Genomic DNA, 14373 nt, shown 5'->3' on the forward strand with positions numbered 1-14373 from the left:
GGATATATATCCAGTCTTTGAGTTAAAAGTTTAATTAGCACCAATTAAGCCTTGCTAGGTTCTCGTCTTCAGTATTAGGCCTTATTCATGTTGCAGCGATTTATGTTTATGGACCAAATTCCAATCGGCTAATACCGCATAGGCTGCAGGAATAATAAATAACACCATCATAGTGGACGCAATAATGCCAAATACTATCGACACCACAATTGGTTGCACAACTTGAGCTTGTAAGCTGGTTTCTAACAATAAAGGCAACAAACCTGCAGCTGTAGTTAACGAGGTTAAAAACACTGCCCGAAAGCGCTCTTTACTTGCATTCACTACTGCTTGATAAACATCGTCTCCCTCATCTAAATGATAACGGATATACTGCACCAGCAATATTGAATCGTTGGTTACAATACCTGCTAGGGAGATAAACCCTAGTATTGAGGGCATGCTTAGATTGTGCCCCAATAAAAAATGCCCCCACAATACCCCAATTAGCGCCATAGGAATCACCGTAAGCACTACTACCGGTTCTAAGTAACTTCTGAACTGAAAACTCAAAATTGCAAACACACCAAATATGCCAATGGCGAAGCTTTTGCTTAAAGAAGCCCCTACTTTCGCGCTTTCTTTAGCTTCACCTTCAAAATCTACCCGTAAGCCTGGGAACTGTTTTTGAAGCTCAGGCAAAAAGCTTTTTTGTACCAGTTGCATCACCTCGTTGGTATTGGCCACTCGGGTATCAACATCTGCCATTACTGTCACAGTGCGTAAACTGTTAATTCGTTGAATGCGTACATAAGCGCGCTGATATTCAATGTTTGCAATCGACGATAGCGGTACTTGCTGTCCATCTGCTAACACAATTGGAAAATTTGCTAAGGCTTGCAAGCTTCCGGACTGTTGCTTGTTAAGCCTTACGTCTATTTGCATATTTTCTGGGCCAATTTGAAACTCGTCAGCAATGACTCCTTGGTAAGAAGCGCGCAACTGCTCCGCGACCATTTGGCCATTAACCATAAATGACTCGGCACCACCTCGAAGAGAGATAACCACCTCTTCTTTGCCAGGTCGCATATCATCTAAGATGCTATTCACACCCTGAAACTTGCCCAAGTAAGCTTGTAGTTCAACTGAAGCAGATTTTAGTGTATCTAGATTTGAGTGCTGCAAACGAACTTCAATCGCCCGCCCTGCCGGCCCCATCGTTGGTTGAGTAAACGCCAACGCTAAAGGTAAAGCTTGCTCGCCAACTTGTTCGCGCCAAGCCGCAATAAAATCTTCGATATAACTATTGCGAACTTCAGCCGAGAGTAAATCAAGGCGCACTGTAGCTACATGCGGGCCGGACTCGCCAGCATCGGCATTAAAGTTGTATTGCGCGGTTATATCGTGAATAAGCGTCTGAGGTTCATTGTTATCTTGGGTGAACCGTTCTCCAACTTGTTGCGCAGCATTTACGATTTCAGTAACTAGCGTCTCCGTTTGGCTCAAACTCGACCCAGGAGGAAGGATGATCCTTGCCTCTGCAATATCGCCATCTAACTCTGGAAAAGCGGTAAATTTAACTAAACCACTAATCACCAATGAAAAAGATAACAGCAATAAACCAAACGTTGCTCCAAGCGAAACGTAACGCCATTTCACTACAAAGGCGACTGCCGGAACTAGCTTGTTAAGCCGGAAGTTTTCAAAAGCATTTAAAAATTTAGCTTTAAACCCGCTAGTAGGCCGTTCAATTCCTTTGTGCTGCAAGGTATGACGAAGGTGATTAGGCAAAATTAAAAATGCTTCTACCAAACTAATGCATAGCACCAATAACAAGGCCATGGGAACCACGCTTAACACAGCCCCCATTTGACCGTCTAACCACATCAAGCTTCCCAGTACAAAAATGGTGGTGAAGAACGACGAGATAACCCCGGGTGCGGCTTTTTTAACGCCTTTTACTACTGCTTGGTCAGCGCTTAATCCACGTTCTAAATGCGCGGCAATGGATTCTGCAATCACAATCGCGTCATCCATCATGATACCAATGGCCATAAGCAAGCCCACTAGCGTCATGATGTTGATTGACAGTCCAAACACCGACATTAAAAACAATCCGCCCATAAAGGCTACCGGTAATCCAGCTGCAATCCAAAATGAGTAACGCAGCGAGAAAAACAACCACATGCTCAAAAAGACCAAGATAATCCCTTGCCATCCATTTTTGAGCATCATGTTTAGACGATCGCTCAATAGAGAAGACATATCATTGGTAAGGGTTAAGCTCACTCCTTCCGGCGTAACAAGGCGCTGGTCATCAACAAACTGCTGAACAGACTGCTTAATTCGCAAAGCATCATCTGCTTTGTTTTTGCTGATTTTAAGTACCGCAGATGGAAAGTTGTTAAAGAGGATTTTTTCTTCGTCTAACTCAAATCTATCACTGATAGTGGCTATATCACCAAGGTACACAACGCTGCCATTGTTATCTGAGGCGATCACCGTTTTAGCCAACGCAACAGGGTCTCGTTTACGCTGATCAAAACGAATTAACAAGTTTTTATCGGTAAGCTCAATAGTGCCGGCCGGCAAATTTATGTTTTGCTGGCTAATGGTACTAGCTACATCATTCACGCTAAGGTTTAACCTACGCAGCGCTGTGTGATCTAACTCAACGCGTAGCTGATGATCCGAAAATCCACTCACGCTTACCATCGCTACGCCGTAATCAACCTTTAGGATATGTTTAAGCTCTTCTGCGTAAGCTTTTAAATCAGGCCAAGATGCTGGCGCACTTATTGCGATATCGACAACTGGCTCGGCCCAATCCATTTCTTTTACTACGGGCGGTTCTATTTGCTCTGGGAAATCCTTAATTGCATTTATTTCGGTTTGAATATCAACCAACATTCGCCCTACGTCGGCATTACCATCAAGTTTTACAACCAACGAGCCAAGGCCTTCAACCGCTTCACAGCGGGTTTCTTCAATACTTGATAAGCCATCAACTGCGTCTTCCATTCGCATACATAAACTTTCTTCCACTTCACTAGGTGACGCCCCCGGGTATACCACCGTTGCGATAATGAAGGGATTGGTAAACTCGGGAAAGGTTTCACGCTTTAAGGTACTAAGGCTAGTTAAGCCGAGAAGTATAAAACTCACCATTACAAGGTTTGCTAGAGTAGGATGGCGAATAAAATAATTAAGCATTCGTCGCGTCCTCTAATCGCAAACTCATTCCCTCTACGGCAGGGATAAGATCATTAAGAATTAGCTTCTGTCCACTGCTAATCTCGCCACTGATAGCCACACCTTGTTCAGTTCTAAACAACACAGTAATAGGGATTATGCGAAGTTTGTCTTGGTCATCCATGAGGTAAATACTGCTGCCATGCAAAGCACGTTCAGGCACCACATAGTGCTGTTGCGGATAACCTTTAATGGTTGCTTGCACATACATACCTTTAGTAAGCGGGATTTGCTGGGCTAAATCCATTTCTGCAATATTTTGTGCAACTTCTAAAAACATACCAACTGTAGCTTGCTCTACACTCACCGATTCGGCAACACGAGTGACCGTAGCGGGCCACCGATACTCAATACCAGACGCCACCAAACTAACAGATGCTTCAAATTCCAACTCATCAATTGAAGGTAAACCTAAAGCATTTTGATAGTGCTGAACGCTGCTAACCAAATGACGCATATCGTTTAACGACAGCTGCACATCGGCTACCATTACATCCAGCTTCTGCGCCACTACCATTACCGATTGCAAGTTAACCACCTGCTCAGTTTCAATATTTACTTCTGCAATTTTGGCATCGAAAGGTAGCACTATTTCTGTTTTACTCAGTTGCCGTTGCGCATCCTCAAGTTTGGCCTCTTCCACCGCGAGTTGTGCTTCGGCAACACGTCTATCATCGGGGATAAGCTGTAAGGCATTCTCAAGCTCTTGAACCACGTTGTTTTGAATGAGTACGTTTTGTTTTTGGTTTTCTAACTCTGAGCTGGAAATAAGATTTTGCGCTTTAAGCTTTTGCTTACGTTTATACTCTTCATCCACCAACAAAGCTCGCTGACGTTCGATATCTAAGCTCACTTTAAGATTGGTTTCTTCTTGGTTTAGTCGAGCCAATTGAGTTTTACTTGCGTTTAAGTTGGCCTCTGCCTGAACCAGTTTTAGGCTGTATTCAAGCGGGTCGATTTTAAGCAACAAGGTTCCTTTTGGAAGAAACCGTCCCTCTTCTAACAAGGGATGACGATAAACTAAACTGCCGGTTACTTCCGCTACAGCTTCCCAGCTGGTTTTAGGCTCTACTCTTCCGTAAGCCACCGCTACAGGAGCAGCAGTTTGCTGCTCTAAACCCACCACCTCAACTAAACGGGAAGACTGGTGCTGAGCATTTACCGGTGCAACTTCCTTTGTAGCAATAGCCAAGACCAGAAAAAGTACTCCAATGGCAATGCCAGGAAAAATCAACCAAGGTTTATTGAGCTGCATTACTATGTTCCTTAGGTTTAAACAATCCACGCTCAAGCAACTGAACGTTGTGATCTGCAAGTTTTAAAAATTTTTGTTTCGATAATTCAATTTGATTGGCTTCCAATAAACGCTCAGGCATCAAAAATGGAAACACCATTAAACTCAAAAAACTAATCTGTGCCATCTCAGGGTCTACGCCATCTAAAAGTGACTTGTTTTTTAACAATTTTTGGAATAACTCCCTGCTTTTAAAACGCCCCAAACTGCCAATCATCAGGTTTAGTTGCTGAGCGCTTTCGTGTTCCTTAGGTAAGCCGGACAATTTGTATATCAGCTTCGGAAAATAAGGGTTGTCCACCATGGTGGTGTAATAAGCGCGCATCACCTTAGCTAAGTCACTTACTTCGGTGTGTTGTTTCCCATGTTGAAGGGTACTAAATACAGGGTCAGATACATTCTTTAGCATTTCACCAAAAAGCTGCGCTTTAGAGCCGAAGTAATACCTAATAAGTGCCGCGTCTACTTCGGCTTGGTTTGCCACCATGCGTATCGATACTTTGTCGTAGTCATGTTTTACAAACAGCTGTGTGGCAGCTTCTAATAATTTTTTCCTAGCTTGGCTATCGCCTTTAGGTCGCCCTACAGGATTCTTTTTAGTCATGGCTTATTGGTTTATTCATCATATGTAGAATAAATAATAAAACATAAACGCGCGTTCTGCGCCAAGTAAAATTCTTCGCATCTTTACTTTCAATGAATTTCCTTTAATTCGCACAGTTAAAGGCTTATTACTGTTCATCTGGCCCCTGCAAAATATTTGATAAATATCAGTACCCTACTTGGCTATAGCTAACTCGCATCTAGAACATAAGTAACTATGAACTTCAGCATTTTTAAGCAACAATGAGGCTTACGAAATAGTTGGCTTGAATGGAGTTATCATGGCAGTTAGCGGCGAGTTAAAGATTGGCTTAGCCTTGGGTAGCGGAGCAGCAAGAGGCTGGTCTCACCTAGGGGTTATAATGGCCTTGCAAGATATGGGTATCCGCCCACATATTGTATCTGGTTGCTCAATCGGTGCCTTAGTCGGAGCAGCTTATGCTTGCCAACGAATAGACAAACTCAACGAGTGGGCCTTAAGCCTTTCTAGCTGGCAAGTTTTCAATTTGATGGACTTCTCACTTTACCGTGGTGGACTGCTCACCGGGGAAAAGGTATTTAACGCTGCAGAAAAATACATTGGTAGCGACAGCATAGAGCAATTAACGATTCCATTTGGCGCAGTAGCAACTGAGCTTGAGACCGGCAAGGAAGTTTGGTTGCAAAAAGGCAGTGTACGAGACGCTGTTCGCGCATCATGTGCCATGCCAGGATTAATGGCCCCCTATCGTTTAAAAGATCAATGGCTGGTAGATGGCGCAGTGGTAAATCCAGTTCCGGTATCGTTGTGCCGAGCGATGGGCGCCGACATCGTTATTGCGGTAAACCTTAACAATGATAAATCTAGAATTGCGCTGACCGACCACCCTCTGGAGTTAAGCGAGCAAAATAACAATGCTAACGAGCAACCATTTTGGCGCTTGTTAGGTGGCGGCAAAGATTTTCTTAATTCCATGCTAAGTAACCTCAAGCAGCCAAACAATAATCGCTCCCCCGGCATGATAGGCGTAATGTCTACCTCGATTAATATTATGCAGGAGCGGTTAACCCGCACCCGTATGGCAGGCGATCCACCAGATATATTGCTGTCTCCCAAATTAGGGGATATTGGCATCATGGATTTCCACCGTGCCGAAGAAGCTATTGCCGAAGGCAAACGAGTGACAGAACTGATGCGACCACAAATCGAGGAAGAGTTATTTTATCGCTAAATTAGCTTTTAAGCTCGATGAATAATATCAATTAAAATAATCATTATTATTGATATAAAAACAGATAATCACATTAAATCAATGAATTAAGATATTTTTTTGAATTTATCTCGCAACTAAATCCGCATGCATGCAATCCTTGCTCGGCGTATACTTAAGCCTGATGTTGAGGATTTAATATGTTAGAAAAACTAAAACCGCTCAGTAAAGCAGATGTATTGTGCCTAGTTACCTGCTTAGTAATCCTTACGCCTCTCATAAACGGTCCTGGCGCTCTGGTTATTGGAGCTTGTTTCGCAAGTTTTGGATTAACACCTAAAACCATTGATATTGCTGTTTTAACCAAGCGTCTATTAGCTATCTCAGTGGTCGGTTTAGGTTTTGGTATTTCTATTACCCAAGCTATTGAATACACACAACACGGTTTTGGGTTAATTGTAGGCTCTATCGCTTTTACCCTATTTGTTGGCTTAGTTGCCGCTAAGTTAGTGGGTATGGAGAAAAAGACCGGCTATTTAATCTCGGTGGGAACTGCAATTTGCGGCGGCAGCGCCATTGCCGCAGTAGCTCCTGCGATTAAGGCAAATAGTAAACAAATTTCCTTAGCCTTAGCGACCGTGTTCATTTTGAATGCTTGTGGCTTGTTCTTATTCCCATTGCTGGGCCACGTATTAGAGTTAAGCCAAAACCAATTTGGTTATTGGGCAGCCATTGCTATTCACGATACTTCGTCTGTTGTAGGCGCTGCTGCAGCGTACGGCGATGAAGCCCTTAGCGTTGCCACTACCGTTAAACTAGCCAGAGCGTTATGGATAATCCCTGTAGCCTTAATGAGCTCGATAATATTCAAAGAAAAAGACGGAAAGGTATCAATTCCCTACTTCATTTTCTTCTACATTTTAGCAATGCTTATCAGCAACTATGTACCGATGTTTGAGGCTGTCTACAAAGGCTTATTTGAGATGTCTAAACAGTTGTTGGGAGTGTGTTTATTTTTAATCGGCTATGGCTTAACGGCAAAAAACTTACAACAAGCAGGCAGTAAACCATTATTGCTTGGATTAGGCCTATGGTTCTGCATAGCAGTGAGCTCACTAGTAATCATTAAGCTTTTCTATTAACCGGCAAGCTAAACCTGCATGAGCAATGCTATTGGTTAGATTTACGCTGTTTGCCCACTAACGATGTACCTAGCATTACCAGTACCGCCAAAAAGGCTGTAGCTTCGAATACTGCTCGGATCAAATCATTACTAAACCAAGCAATAAGTAGACTCAGAACAATAATCGCTAACAAAATTTTACGTAACATCAGCACCCTCCAGTTGGCAAAACTGTAACCAACATTTGTGCTTCTGCAAATTCAGTTTGTCTATAAGCTAGCGCTGCTGCTTATAAAGAATGATTGTTGAGGCGAATAATAATTAGACATACATCACATTTTTGTTAGAATCGTCCGCGGTCACAATACTTACGGCAGGCACAATGTTTCAAACTTTGTTCTATAGAATACTTTTTCCGTTCATCATCGCGTTGTTGGTGATGATATTAGCAATATTGCAAATGCAAAAAGTAACTTTGGCAAAGTTTTACGACAAAGAATTAAGCTTTTCCGATTACCTAAACTGGTTTTCAACTCACCCAGCTAACACCGTAGACGTATTATCGGTATTGCGGGCCCAACAACCCAATCACCATGGCGGTACAACGCAGGATTGGTGTCCAAGTGTTAATTCTGAAGATGGTTTTGTTAGCATTAGCTATTTAGATGACAAACCAGTTTGTTGTAGCTTAGGCCAAGGACAGCGCTACGTTTACTACAAAGAAGATGAGCAGTTTATTACTTTGCTCTGTGGACGATGGCCAAGAACCGAAGTAGTGAATGTGAGTAAGAAAGGGATCCGCGCGGTGCAATCTTACCGCAGTGCGGCAGGCTCTTAACTTACTCCGCTTTGTTTACAGCACTTTAGTGTTCATCAAAATAGTCTTTATTGCGAATGTATTTACGCATGTAGTGATAAGTAAACGGTAATAGCAACCAACTCACCAAAGACTTACTTAGCCGATACCAGGTTGGCGTATTCTCATAAATTCTTTCATCGTGTAACCATAGCATTCTACCTACATGCCAATAGACAAATGGCAAGGGTGGCAAAAAGGTTACTATGTCTAAGTCACAGCAAATTCGGTAAGTTTTACGATGCAATTTGTAGTGTTTTTTGAAGTTCCATAAACCTGTTGCCGGTTGACCAAAAGTAACGACCCGTTTCACTTTTTTGGGATATTGCCGCTCTAACCTATCCGCCACCAATACTGCCATACAACCACCAGAGGAATGACCCGTAAGCGATATGCGCTTTCCTTGCGCCATCAGTGGCAATAATATTGCCTCAAGACGCTGGTAAACGGTGTACTTATTTTTGCTCCGATTAGGATCGCAACTTAACTGCTCCAATAGCTGCAAATAGCCCCAATGAACATGATAATGGCTCTCTCCTGCTTGATACTTGCGTGGAACAAAAGCAAGATTAACCAGCCAATCAAATATGTTCATTGACCCTCGAAAAACAACTATCACTTCATCTTTGTTCTCTTTCCATAATACCCGGGTTGTTGACCGCCCCCAGCGATCAAACACGTCTTGATACAAATACTTATCAAGCTGCTCAGTCATACCTTGCATAGCCGACGGATAAGCCAGTCGACAAAGCACCGCATAACGTTCGTATTGGTAACGTTTTAGTTTTTTTAACTTAGCGATGGGTTCTTGAATTAGCGGTTGGTTCAAACAAAGCTACCTAAGGCGTTTTGGTGGTATATTGAAACATAGTGTTCACAATTTAATATGACACTTTAATGAAACAGCACCAACACTGCTATTGTGCGTAGTACTTTAACCAATATTGCTGAGCCTTAAGGTGGTTAGGAACTACCTTGTTAAAGATATAAACATTGCCAACTTGCTGAACTACAAAAAAACCGTGTGCAATTACGCCTGTTGTATCATTTATCTCTAACCTTCCCCAACCTCCACTAAACACTGAAAGGCTTGGAAAATGCAATTCAAGGTCTTTCATCTTACAACTCGCGCTAGAGCTTGGCACTAACACGCGATAAGCTAAGTCTTTCCAAAACTTGTCTTGGCTTAACACATTGATTTGTTGCTGTATGCTGGAGTTCCAAGCAAGCTCTAAAGTTATTAGTCGCCCTCTTAATAGTTGAAGGTTATCGTAAACACAGGCATTGCTTGCAGGTAGGCTTATTTGCAAGGCATCTGCTTGCTCGTTAACACTTGCCTTTGTTATTGGCATAAGTTCAAGTTGTTTGGCCGCTTCTACTCGAAAAGTAAGTTTGGGGTATGCGCCTTCTATCACTTCTATCGCTAGCTGATTAGCTATAGCAGAGTATGAAAACAAACCTAAACAAAATAACCACTTACCCATAACCACCATTCCTTAACTTATCCAAGCGATAGTGCATCGACTTTAAGATTAGCAGCTTAATAGCCATTGCTGAATCTGCTTCACTGTCCAGAGCGGTGCATCTAAGGGTAGGTCATGCCCTGCGGTAGGATGCTGTTTAAAATCTGCTTGCCAGCGCTTAGCGAGCTGTTCACTGCAACTGCAGTCAACTAATTTATCTCTACGACTATTTAGAATCAGCATTGCTTGGTTAGGCTTATTAGGCGCTTTAAAAGCTGCAGCCGCTTTAAGTTGCAAATAAGCATTCTCTAGGCTTACCGGATACTGCTTTGCCCAGCTAACCCAAGAACACAAAACTTGCTGGTGCTGTTTAGGAAAGCTAGTGGTTAAGCTCATGATTTTACGTTGTCGAGAAACCGTAGACTGAGTACAAATAGCGCTTAGCAAAGAGGGATAAATACGCCAATTTAAACGACGATAAAACGGTGAAAACGCAGCGTTAGATGAGTTAATTAAAACCAGCGAGTTAACCTCATGACTAAATTTATTTGCCCAATCTACGGCCAACATTCCCCCTAATGAAATGGCAACGATATCTACACAATCAATGTTTACATTTTGTAGCCGAAGTTGAATCCGCAAACTTTGCCGCATTTGGCAAATGCTGTCTGCGCTATTTAAGCGATATAAGTGGCCATTACCGGGGACGTTAAAACTAACAATTGTACGCTCAGGAAAGGCTTGTTGCAGGAGTTCTCGAAACTGACCCCAATGGCGTTTCTCTCGAATTAACCCCCTAACCAAAACAATTGGTCGTTGACTATTAGTCATGAATACCACTTCTTTATTGCCGCTTTCTTGTCTAAGTCTAATTGTGGATCATCAAGGAAGCTTTGCCATGAATGGCAGGCATCCATTAAAAACTCCATTAATATTAGGTGCCGTCTTAGCACTCGCTGTACTCGGTGTGGCTTCATGGGGTGATATAAACCTAAACTGTTAAACAGCTGAAGTGGATTTTTCTTTAACCAACGCCACGACCCCATCTCCAAAGTAAGAGGAATAAACGTACCCGGATAGGCTAAAGACTGATCGTAGCAATAATCCCAAAGATCACCATGACAAACATAATGTTTAGTTTGTGGTTCAAACAGATAGTTTTGGTGCGGAAAGCCACTAAAAAAGGCTTTTCGAAGCCGATAAACCACACCAAGATCATCAATAGGCTGCGATACTGAGTTTGCATAGGGAAACCAAATCCGGTCACTGTGGCCAAAACCGCTATGACAATCTAATACCAAACTAAAAGGCCGTGGGAATAAGTTGGTTTGAGCGAATTTAACTAAGGCCTGATTTTCCATTTCCATTGCTTGGCCGCTTTTTCCTCTAAACCATGGTAAATGTGCACTGATTCGCTGCCCACCAACCATAAAGCTAGCGCCTTCGGTAGCAATACTTGGTGAGTTACGCATTAAATCTACGCCATTAGCGTTAGCTCTTCGCTGCATAACCATGCCACTAGGGTTTACGATAGGCACAAAACCAAGGTAGCAGTTATTGAGGAGGTACTGGAGTTGTGTGTCCCAATCAAGCCGGTGCAGCAGGCTGGCTAAAAAAGACAACACCACTTGACTACCAATACGTTCAACACCGTGAACCCCACCTACAAACAATACTCCAGGTTTATCAATTGAGGCATTACCCAGGCTAATTGCATGAACAGGATAAGAGTCATTAGAGTTGCCGTTAACTTCACACAATAACTCTCCATTAAGCTTATTTGGAAACAGCTGAAGAATGTTAAGCAGCTGATCCATCTCCGGGAATTCACTCTGGCCTTGCATCGCGTCCTCGCTTGCTATAATTGGCAAGTTACATCTAGCAAAATGCCATGACAGGTTTATTACTAGCTCGCTATGTAATCTTAATAGTATTTTGGAAGTAGTTGATTTTGCGACAAAGCTGGGCTTCGGTTACACTGCAACAACGTGCTTATAAGGACTTCACATGCCAGTAAACGACAAGCTAGATTTTTCATCAGTTTTAGCCACTGCAGTTCACGATATGAAAAATTCGCTATGTATGCTGACTCAGTCAACAGAATCCATAGCCTTACGCTCAAAGCAAATGGGCAGAGAAGACAGCGAAGAACTGTCGCGCTTGCATTACGAAGTGTCACGCTTAAACGGAAGCTTGATGCAGTTATTGGCGCTTTATCGTTTCGAAAAAGAACAAATGCCAATGACCATTGAAGAGCAGTACCTAGAAGACTTGCTCAACGATATTTATTACAAGAACCAAACCTTCATCGAACAAGCAGAAATGAAGGTTGAAATAGATGTGGAACCTTCACTAAGTTGGTACTTTGATGGCGTACTGGTGGACTACCTACTTAATGATATTGTGGTGAATGCGCTTCGCTATTCAAAAAAACAAATTAAAATATCTGCAAAACAAGCCGATAACTATTTATGCATCCAAATTGATGATGATGGTGATGGATTTCCCCAGGACATTATCGACTTGGCAAATATAGAAGTAGCTTCGCAAATAAATTTTGTTAAAAATCGTAGCGGTTTAGGTTTATTTTTCGCAAAATTGATCGCTAAAGCACATATAAATTCGGGCAAGGAAGGTAAAATAAAACTAGAAAATGGCAGTTCTTTAGGTGGTAGCCGTTTTAGTTTATATCTCCCGTAGCACAAACACTTAGGATATTTTTTCGGTTTAAGTATGGTATTTACCTTAGTATTGCTTGGCATAGGCGCGTTGTTATTTTTAGTCATCGCCTACAACATGGTTCAACAATTTAAACAGAAGCAAGAAACCGAACGCCGTTTAGCAATTGCCAAGCAAAAGGCAATTATTAACGAAACGGAAGAGTTGCTACTGCATTCCTCTATTTTGCCTTACAGCAAAGAACTGGTAGAGCTGCTGCATAAACGTATGTTAGAAGCTCTCAATCAAATTAGAACCACCGATCCTAGCGTTAAAGGCTTAAATAACCGTATTCGCGCAACCAAAGGACAACTAAGCCAAATAAAAAATGCAGGCGACATCAGTGACAGTGCTTTCAGAGCCCCTGATACTGATAAAGATGCGCTGCAGATGCTGCAGATCATTAAAAAAATTCGTGCGGTAGTACGCTCAGAACATGCCAAGGGTCGCTTAAACACTCAAGTGTTTGTACTAGAAGACCGACGCTTAGAGTTAATGCAGCTAAAAGTGAACATTGAAAACGCCCTTAAACGCGCTGTAGAAGCCCAAGCGCTGCGCCAATGGGGCACAGCTCGCCAATTGCTTAATAAAGGCATCTCGGCCCTGAGCAATATTTCTGACCGCGATGCCTACCTAGAACAAAAACTACAAGACATGCGCCGGATGAACCAAGAAATGAGCGACAAGCTTAAATCCGACAGCAAACAAGAAGCAGAAAACTTAGCAGAAAAAGAAACTGACGAGTTAGATGTATTGTTTCAACCCAAGAAAAAGTGGTAATACTTCCCCACCTCATCGTAATCGCTTTGATTTAGCAGCCTAACCCAGAAAGTTAGACCTGCAGCTCAAAGCTATGCGAAAATATCGCTAACTAAATAAATAAAGCAAACACAACATGCGTAAAACACTTGAGCAGATTTCTAGTGACCCCTTCCATGGGGTTTACTTCATAGGTACCACTCCCCCTAAACAAAATACCGATATCGAAAAAGTCAGCGATATTGCAGACAAGTTGCTGTCTCGTTTAGATGAAATTGAGTATGACGGCCTAATTGTTTACGACATTCAAGATGAAAGCAGCCGCATCGACAAGCCTCGCCCATTTCCTTACATGCAAACACATGATCCGCGTATGTACGCCCAGCTGTTAATGCATAAAAGTGAACGCTCGGTCATTACTTACAAAAGTGTCTCTCAGCGAAATGAACAAGACTTTGTAAATTGGTTAAAAGAAGCATGGCACCAGTTTGAAATTCGCGACTTGGTTTTGGTAGGCAGCCCGGCAGCAACCAATGATATTCAACTAAGTTTAGCCGATGCCTACAAAGCAATCGCAAGTCATGCACCTGAGTTTTATTTAGGTGGGGTAACCATCGCAGAGCGGCATGCCAAGAAAGGTGATGAACATGCTAGGTTAATCCATAAAACACACCAAGGTTGCCAGTACTTTGTTACTCAGGCGGTATATAACGCTCAAGCTACTATCGATATGCTAACCCGTTATGCCCATGAGTGTGCAGCGAACCAGCAAAAGCCACAGCGGATCATTCTTACCTTTTCACCCTGTGGTAGTGCTAAAACCTTAGAGTTTATTGAATGGTTGGGAATATCGGTACCTGAAGCAACCAGTCTGCGTATTCTCAATGCTGACAAACCGCTAAAAGAATCAATCCTAATTTGTTACAACAACTTGGTGCAGATACTAGAAGCCGTTTTACCGCTTGGGATCCCCTTAGGGCTAAACATAGAAAGCCTTACCAACCGTAAAGAAGAAATTGATGCCGCTATTTTGCTGTATAAGCTACTAAAAGCCACCATGGACAAAAAGCTGGCTCAGTTGCAATTAAACAGCTAATCATCGAAACATAGCCAATAAAAAAGGAAGCTTTCGCTTC

14 protein-coding genes are annotated in these 14373 nt (G+C 42.5%); 6 read left to right on the forward strand and 8 right to left on the reverse strand.

The features are described from left to right. Positions 1-81: 81 nt before the first annotated feature. The 3 genes from OV592_RS11485 to OV592_RS11495 are packed head-to-tail and all read right to left on the reverse strand — an operon-like array spanning position 82 to position 5129. Positions 82-3192 carry an efflux RND transporter permease subunit gene (locus tag OV592_RS11485; protein WP_406608666.1) on the reverse strand — a complete coding sequence of 1037 codons (3111 nt, stop codon included), beginning with the start codon at positions 3190-3192 and terminating at the stop codon, positions 82-84. Then, positions 3185-4486: an efflux RND transporter periplasmic adaptor subunit gene (locus tag OV592_RS11490; RefSeq protein WP_406608667.1), complete on the reverse strand. Its 1302-nt coding sequence runs from the start codon at positions 4484-4486 to the stop codon at positions 3185-3187. The genes OV592_RS11485 and OV592_RS11490 overlap by 8 nt, the downstream gene beginning before the upstream one ends. Beyond that, complete coding sequence (locus OV592_RS11495; protein ID WP_016403019.1) at positions 4473-5129, reverse strand: TetR/AcrR family transcriptional regulator; 657 nt, start codon at positions 5127-5129, stop codon at positions 4473-4475. Before OV592_RS11495 ends, OV592_RS11490 begins: the two co-directional genes overlap by 14 nt. Before the next feature lie 280 nt (positions 5130-5409). On the opposite strand from OV592_RS11495, the gene rssA reads away from it, so the two are divergent. Both rssA and OV592_RS11505 read left to right on the forward strand, forming a co-directional pair. Continuing rightward, on the forward strand, positions 5410-6339 hold the full coding sequence (gene rssA / locus OV592_RS11500; protein ID WP_152782749.1) for a patatin-like phospholipase RssA: 930 nt from the start codon (positions 5410-5412) through the stop codon (positions 6337-6339). Between the two features lie 179 nt (positions 6340-6518). Next, a complete protein-coding gene (locus tag OV592_RS11505; protein ID WP_406608668.1) occupies positions 6519-7460 on the forward strand; it encodes a YeiH family protein in 942 nt (313 codons plus the stop codon). 28 nt (positions 7461-7488) lie between these two features. Here the strand turns inward: OV592_RS11505 and OV592_RS11510 are convergent, their stop codons facing one another. Beyond that, positions 7489-7650, reverse strand: a complete 162-nt coding sequence (locus OV592_RS11510) for a hypothetical protein (RefSeq protein WP_406608669.1) — start codon at positions 7648-7650, stop codon at positions 7489-7491. A 251-nt stretch (positions 7651-7901) separates the two neighbouring features. Between OV592_RS11510 and OV592_RS11515 the strand changes: the two genes are divergently transcribed. Continuing rightward, complete coding sequence (locus OV592_RS11515; protein WP_016403023.1) at positions 7902-8279, forward strand: hypothetical protein; 378 nt, start codon at positions 7902-7904, stop codon at positions 8277-8279. Positions 8280-8304: 25 nt separating this feature from the next. Here OV592_RS11515 and OV592_RS11520 read toward each other — a convergent pair whose 3' ends face one another. The 4 genes from OV592_RS11520 to OV592_RS11535 form a co-directional block, all read right to left on the reverse strand. Beyond that, positions 8305-9126 carry a lipase family protein gene (locus OV592_RS11520; protein ID WP_016403024.1) on the reverse strand — a complete coding sequence of 274 codons (822 nt, stop codon included), beginning with the start codon at positions 9124-9126 and terminating at the stop codon, positions 8305-8307. A gap of 88 nt (positions 9127-9214) precedes the next feature. Continuing rightward, a complete protein-coding gene (locus OV592_RS11525) occupies positions 9215-9781 on the reverse strand; it encodes a hypothetical protein (protein WP_406608670.1) in 567 nt (188 codons plus the stop codon). A 48-nt stretch (positions 9782-9829) separates the two neighbouring features. Next, entirely contained in the window at positions 9830-10591 is a 762-nt protein-coding gene (locus OV592_RS11530; RefSeq protein WP_406608671.1) for an alpha/beta fold hydrolase, read from the reverse strand. Continuing rightward, the gene (locus OV592_RS11535; RefSeq protein ID WP_406608672.1) at positions 10588-11604 is read right to left on the reverse strand and encodes a DUF2817 domain-containing protein; all 1017 of its coding nucleotides are present in this window, start codon (positions 11602-11604) and stop codon (positions 10588-10590) included. Before OV592_RS11535 ends, OV592_RS11530 begins: the two co-directional genes overlap by 4 nt. A 163-nt stretch (positions 11605-11767) precedes the next feature. Here OV592_RS11535 and OV592_RS11540 point away from each other — a divergent pair, with 163 nt between their 5' ends. The 3 genes from OV592_RS11540 to OV592_RS11550 all read left to right on the forward strand — a co-directional run bounded on the left by OV592_RS11540 (position 11768) and on the right by OV592_RS11550 (position 14333). After that, positions 11768-12460 (forward strand): sensor histidine kinase KdpD, encoded by a 693-nt coding sequence (locus OV592_RS11540; RefSeq protein ID WP_016403028.1) that lies wholly within the window; start codon positions 11768-11770, stop codon positions 12458-12460. A gap of 33 nt (positions 12461-12493) precedes the next feature. After that, complete coding sequence (locus tag OV592_RS11545; RefSeq protein WP_016403029.1) at positions 12494-13258, forward strand: hypothetical protein; 765 nt, start codon at positions 12494-12496, stop codon at positions 13256-13258. 115 nt (positions 13259-13373) lie between these two features. Continuing rightward, a complete protein-coding gene (locus OV592_RS11550; protein ID WP_152782735.1) occupies positions 13374-14333 on the forward strand; it encodes a methylenetetrahydrofolate reductase in 960 nt (319 codons plus the stop codon). Positions 14334-14373: the final 40 nt, after the last annotated feature.

This window comes from Agarivorans sp. JK6 (assembly GCF_045277145.1).
GTDB lineage: Bacteria > Pseudomonadota > Gammaproteobacteria > Enterobacterales > Celerinatantimonadaceae > Agarivorans > Agarivorans albus.

Coding starts and splice junctions, on each gene's coding strand:
- OV592_RS11525 (WP_406608670.1), bottom strand. CDS start 9,781: ATGGGTAAGTGGTTATTTTGTTTAGGTTTGTTTTCATACTCTGCTATA.
- OV592_RS11535 (WP_406608672.1), bottom strand. CDS start 11,604: ATGCAAGGCCAGAGTGAATTCCCGGAGATGGATCAGCTGCTTAACATT.
- OV592_RS11550 (WP_152782735.1), top strand. CDS start 13,374: ATGCGTAAAACACTTGAGCAGATTTCTAGTGACCCCTTCCATGGGGTT.
- OV592_RS11495 (WP_016403019.1), bottom strand. CDS start 5,129: ATGACTAAAAAGAATCCTGTAGGGCGACCTAAAGGCGATAGCCAAGCT.
- OV592_RS11485 (WP_406608666.1), bottom strand. CDS start 3,192: ATGCTTAATTATTTTATTCGCCATCCTACTCTAGCAAACCTTGTAATG.
- OV592_RS11490 (WP_406608667.1), bottom strand. CDS start 4,486: ATGCAGCTCAATAAACCTTGGTTGATTTTTCCTGGCATTGCCATTGGA.
- OV592_RS11530 (WP_406608671.1), bottom strand. CDS start 10,591: ATGACTAATAGTCAACGACCAATTGTTTTGGTTAGGGGGTTAATTCGA.
- rssA (WP_152782749.1), top strand. CDS start 5,410: ATGGCAGTTAGCGGCGAGTTAAAGATTGGCTTAGCCTTGGGTAGCGGA.
- OV592_RS11510 (WP_406608669.1), bottom strand. CDS start 7,650: ATGTTACGTAAAATTTTGTTAGCGATTATTGTTCTGAGTCTACTTATT.
- OV592_RS11545 (WP_016403029.1), top strand. CDS start 12,494: ATGGTATTTACCTTAGTATTGCTTGGCATAGGCGCGTTGTTATTTTTA.
- OV592_RS11505 (WP_406608668.1), top strand. CDS start 6,519: ATGTTAGAAAAACTAAAACCGCTCAGTAAAGCAGATGTATTGTGCCTA.
- OV592_RS11540 (WP_016403028.1), top strand. CDS start 11,768: ATGCCAGTAAACGACAAGCTAGATTTTTCATCAGTTTTAGCCACTGCA.
- OV592_RS11515 (WP_016403023.1), top strand. CDS start 7,902: ATGCAAAAAGTAACTTTGGCAAAGTTTTACGACAAAGAATTAAGCTTT.